6 protein-coding genes and 1 riboswitch are annotated in these 4,524 nt (G+C 63.5%); of the genes, 4 read left to right on the forward strand and 2 right to left on the reverse strand.

What is annotated here, in order from left to right:
- On the forward strand, positions 1–235 hold a 235-nt coding region (locus tag EN955_RS33765; protein ID WP_164769960.1), incomplete at its 5' end, for a MerR family DNA-binding protein.
- A gap of 83 nt (positions 236–318) precedes the next feature.
- On the opposite strand, the gene EN955_RS33770 is transcribed toward EN955_RS33765, so the two are convergent.
- A complete protein-coding gene (locus tag EN955_RS33770) occupies positions 319–795 on the reverse strand; it encodes an isoprenylcysteine carboxylmethyltransferase family protein (RefSeq protein ID WP_024501351.1) in 477 nt (158 codons plus the stop codon).
- Complete coding sequence (locus EN955_RS33775; RefSeq protein ID WP_024501350.1) at positions 792–1,790, reverse strand: DUF1624 domain-containing protein; 999 nt, start codon at positions 1,788–1,790, stop codon at positions 792–794. Before EN955_RS33775 ends, EN955_RS33770 begins: the two co-directional genes overlap by 4 nt.
- A 223-nt stretch (positions 1,791–2,013) precedes the next feature.
- Here EN955_RS33775 and EN955_RS33780 point away from each other — a divergent pair, with 223 nt between their 5' ends.
- The 3 genes from EN955_RS33780 (at position 2,014) to EN955_RS33790 (ending at position 4,476) form a co-directional block, all read left to right on the forward strand.
- Positions 2,014–3,213 carry an MFS transporter gene (locus tag EN955_RS33780; protein WP_013531116.1) on the forward strand — a complete coding sequence of 400 codons (1,200 nt, stop codon included), beginning with the start codon at positions 2,014–2,016 and terminating at the stop codon, positions 3,211–3,213.
- 65 nt (positions 3,214–3,278) lie between these two features.
- A riboswitch (cobalamin riboswitch) is annotated at positions 3,279–3,475 on the forward strand.
- Positions 3,476–3,510: 35 nt separating this feature from the next.
- Positions 3,511–3,690, forward strand: coding sequence for a CbtB domain-containing protein (locus EN955_RS33785; RefSeq protein ID WP_013531117.1), 180 nt, complete (start codon positions 3,511–3,513; stop codon positions 3,688–3,690).
- 15 nt (positions 3,691–3,705) lie between these two features.
- Positions 3,706–4,476, forward strand: coding sequence for a CbtA family protein (locus EN955_RS33790; protein ID WP_024501349.1), 771 nt, complete (start codon positions 3,706–3,708; stop codon positions 4,474–4,476).
- Positions 4,477–4,524: the final 48 nt, after the last annotated feature.

Here is a 4,524-nt window from a genome sequence, read left to right on the forward strand (position 1 = left end):
GATCATGCGCGGCAAAAGGCTTGGCTTCTCGATCAACGAGATTCGCGAAATCATCCAGATGTACAAGGAGCCGCCCGGCGAAGTCGGCCAGCTCAACCTGATGATCAAGCGCATCGAGGAAAAGCGCGAGGATCTCCGGCAGAAACGCCGCGACCTCGAGGAGACGCTGGCTGAACTCGACCAGGCCGAGGAGTCTTGTGTGGAGCGGCTGGTGGAGCTTGGCGTGAATACGTAGGCAGAGAGTTTGAGGGACAGCGCCCCCTCTCTCCTGCCGGACATCTCCCCCACGAAGGGGGAGATGTCCGCTTGAAAGCCAGCTCAAATCCAGCGGCGCACGCGTTTGGCGTAGTCGCGGTATTTCTTGCCGAATTTTGCCGCCAGCACCTTTTCCTCGCCTTCGATCGCCACCTTCTGCGTGGCATAGGCGGCGATGAACGCCAGCGGCAGGAACCACACGATGCCCGAGACAAAGGCGACGCCGATCAACAGCAGCGTGTTGGCCAGATACATCGGATTGCGGGTGACGCCGAAGGGACCCGTGGTGACCAGGTGATCGGGTACAGCGTTGGGGTTGAGCGTGGTCTTGGCCCGGATCATGGTGCGGATCGCGGTGAACCAGAGTGCGGCGACGGCAAACAGCGCCACCCAGCCGGCCGCGAACAGGATATCGCCCAGCAGGTCGCCGATCCAGGGCAGGGGATAGAGCAGGCCCAGTGCGATGCTGACGGCGATGGCGGCGATGTAGATCAGCGGCGGCCACGGTATGAGCCCCGGCTTCGGCTGGTTCTCGGTCATTCGGCCCCTCCCTCCATCAACTTGCTGTCGGTCTTGGCGGTGCACATGCCGGCGAGATCGGACAAATGCGCTTTCCACTCCGCAGTCTGATCGTTGTTGTAGAGCCTATCAAGCGTGGACTCGCCCTCGAGCGTATCGAGCATGCAGACACAGTAGCTCGTACAGAACTCGGTGTCGCGCGACTGCTCGCAGGACAGCTGACAGGTTTTGAGGAAATTCACCTGCGGGGTTTCGACCTGCGCCGGCATGATCTGCGAGAACAGCCAGACGCAGCCGATCAGCAGCGGCTGGTGGATCAAATAGAAAGCCAGGCTGTGCCGGCCGATGAAGACCAGCGGGTTGGCCAAGCGACCGGGCGCCAGATTGGCAAGCCTGGCAAGCAGGCCGGCACCTGCGGCGAGTCTCGTCACCGCGATGCCCGCAAGTACGGCGCCGAACCACGGAAACAGCGGAACGTAGTCGTTGGAGCGCGGATTGGTCGCCGACAGGCCGACCCACCACAGCCATGGGTGATCGAAGGCCTCGAAGCGCAGATAGACGGGGGCGGCGATAACGAGCGCGGCGACGACAAGCGTCAGCAGCGCCGGCAGGCGCAGGAAGGCGAGACCGAGCAGGCTGGCCAGCGCGATCTCGTGCAAGATGCCGAAGAAGATGAAGCCGTCCGGAGTGGCTATGCGGGTGACGACCGAAATCGCGATCGCGGCTCCGGCGACCATGGCGAACCGCTTCCAGAAGCCGTTCCAGCGGATTTGTCGACCGTGGGCGAGATACAGGCTGACGCCGACCAGGAACAGGAAGGTCGAGGCGATGCAGCGCGCGTAAATCTTCCACCAGCCGAAGGCGGTCAGGCCGGGATCGGTGTAGCCGAAGAACTCCAGATCCCAGGTGAAATGGTAGCTTGCCATGGCGATCAGCGCGATGCCGCGCACGATGTCGATGGCGACGATGCGCTTTGGTCGATCCTGAATGGGCGCGGTCGGCGTTTGGATGCTCATGGTCTCGCATTCTGATTCAGCCCCGCTGGAGGACTATCACGGTTGCCCAGGACAAAAGAAGACCGGCAACCCTGCCGATAACGCCGGATCAGCCGCGGCATTGGGCCAGTGCCGGAAAGCCTTTGGCCGGCTTCGCTTTTGCCGGATGCACGTCGGTTTCCTCTTATTGGCGCTGAGGTCGCCACGGCAGATTTGACCCGGTGAATCTGCTTCGGGGAAAGCAATGTCCACCCATGTGCGCCATCCGATCTGGCTACCGGCCCTCAAGGCCGCGGACGCGCGCACCTTCGCTTCGCTCTATGCGGTCGAATCCTTCGCCCGCGCCACGGTGTCGAGCGTCATCCCGATCCAGGCTTACGAGATCCTGCACAACGAGCAGATCGTCTCGATCCTCTACACCGTCGTGGCGATGCTCGGCCTGTCGGTGACATTGTTCATGCCGATGCTGATCCGCCGTTTCGCCCGGCGCTGGGTCTACACGGCGGGCGCCTGCCTGCTGGCCATTGGCTCGCTGTTCTTCGTCACCGACACGCTTGCCGGGCAACTGGCCGGCATGCTGTGCCGGGTGATGGGCGCCAGCGCGCTGTCGATCACGCTCAACCTCTACATCATGGACCACATCCGCAAGACCGACTTCATGCAGGCCGAATCGCTGCGCATGGCGTGGTCGATGCTGGCCTGGACCGGTGGGCCGACGCTCGGCATCTTCCTCTACACGCGCTTCGGCGTCTATGCCGCGCATGGCGCGGTGGCCGTGTTCGCGTTAGCGCTGCTGGCATTGTTCTGGACCTACCGGCTCGGCGACAACCCGTCGATCCGTCCCGGCAAGACGCGACCAGCCAATCCGCTCGCCAATATCGGCCGCTTCATCGCCCAGCCCAGGCTCAGGCTGGCCTGGCTGATCGCGTTTGGGCGCTCCTGTTTCTGGACGACGTTCTTCGTCTATGGGCCGCTGTTCATGGTCATTACGGGTGAGGGCAAGCTGGCCGGCGGCCTGCTGGTTTCGGCCGGCAACGCGCTTTTGTTCATGGCGATTTTCTGGGGCAAGGCGGGAAAGCGCTTTGGCGGCCGCAGGACCATGACATTTGCCTATTTCGCCATGTCGGTCGCGCTTCTGGCGGCGGGCTTCGTCGGCGAAACCGTGCCGCTGCTCACCGGCGCCTTCTTGCTCTGCGGCGCCTTCTTCACCATTGCGCTCGATGCGCTCGGCTCGACCGCCTTCATGCGCTCGGTGCGCTCCTATGAAAGATCGCAGATGGCGGCGGTCTATCGCACCTATCTCGACTTTTCCGAGCTGACGCCGCCGCTGGTCTATTCGGTGGTGCTGGCCTTCTTCGGCCTGGGCTCGGTGTTCGTCACGCTTGGCCTGCTGGCGGCGGTCTGCGGCTTCGTGACGTGGCGCTATCTGCCGAAATCGCTTTGACCTTCATGGCGCATTCGCAACGGTCGCCGGCGGAATTTGGTTTGCCGGACGCGAGGATTCTGCCTATAGTCGCCGGTGTCGCCGGTTCCATTTTGGAGCCAAGAGGGAATGCGGTAAGGGCGGATTTCGCCCAATGCCGTGGCTGCCCCCGCAACTGTGTGCGGTAGTCCTCTCCATATGCCACTGAAGATTTTTCTTCGGGAAGGTGGGGAAGGACGCTGATCCGTGAGCCAGGAGACCTGCCGGCGACAGGAAACTGACTTCGATGCCCTCGGGTGGAGGGCGAAAGGACAAGACATGACTACCGCTTCCGTCTCCCTCGGCGCTTCCGTCTCCTCGCAGTCGCGCTTCATGCAGCTCGCGCTTGCCGCGCTGCTCGGCATTTTCGTGATGGGCTTTGTCGGCTTCTCGCATATCGATGCGGTCCACAATGCGGCTCACGACTATCGCCATTCGATGGCATTTCCCTGCCACTGACGAGGGGCTGACATCATGAACCTGTTTCGCAACGTCGTGTTCATCGCGGCGATCGCAGGGCTCGTGGCCGGCGTCGTTCTTGCCTGCATGCAGGCCTATGCGACCGTGCCGCTGATCCTGAAGGCGGAAGTCTACGAACAGGCGGGCGGCGGGCATCACCATGACCATGCCGCTCCGGCAGCAGCGAATAGCAATGCCATGAGCGCAGCCGCTCCGGCCCCTGCCGAAGCGACTGCTGCGGCGGAAGACGAGGGCTGGGCGCCGGCAGACGGTTTCGAGCGTTTCGCCTTCAGCGTGCTTGCCAACATCGTCACCGGCATCGGCTTCGGGTTGATCCTGGTCGCGGTTTCCGAATTCGCCGGCGGTATCGGTGGTTGGCGCCAGGGCGTGTTCTGGGGCTTGGCCGGCTTTGCCGTGTTCACGCTGGCGCCGGGCCTCGGCCTGCCGCCGGAACTGCCGGCCATGCCGGCCGCCGATCTCACCCAGCGCCAGATCTGGTGGTGGGCAACGGTGGCGGCAACCGCTGCCGGTCTCGGCCTGATCGCGTTCCGCAAGTCGCTGCCGCTGGCGATCCTTGCCGTCCTTTTGATCGTCGCACCGCATGTTGTCGGGGCACCGCAGCCCGACAGTTACGAGACGGCGATTCCGGAAGGGCTGCATCACCAGTTCGTGGTGGCGGTGACCGTGACCAATCTGGTGTTCTGGCTGGTGCTCGGCGCGGTTGTCGGCGTGGTGCGCGGCCGCTTCACCGGCACCGCGACCAGCCTGCGCGACAGCTTTGCCTGATCGCAAGACACTGACCTTCCTCATCGGCGGTGCGCGCTCCGGCAAGAG

This window comes from Mesorhizobium sp. M7A.F.Ca.CA.001.04.2.1 (assembly GCF_003998485.1).
Lineage (GTDB): Bacteria > Pseudomonadota > Alphaproteobacteria > Rhizobiales > Rhizobiaceae > Mesorhizobium > Mesorhizobium ciceri.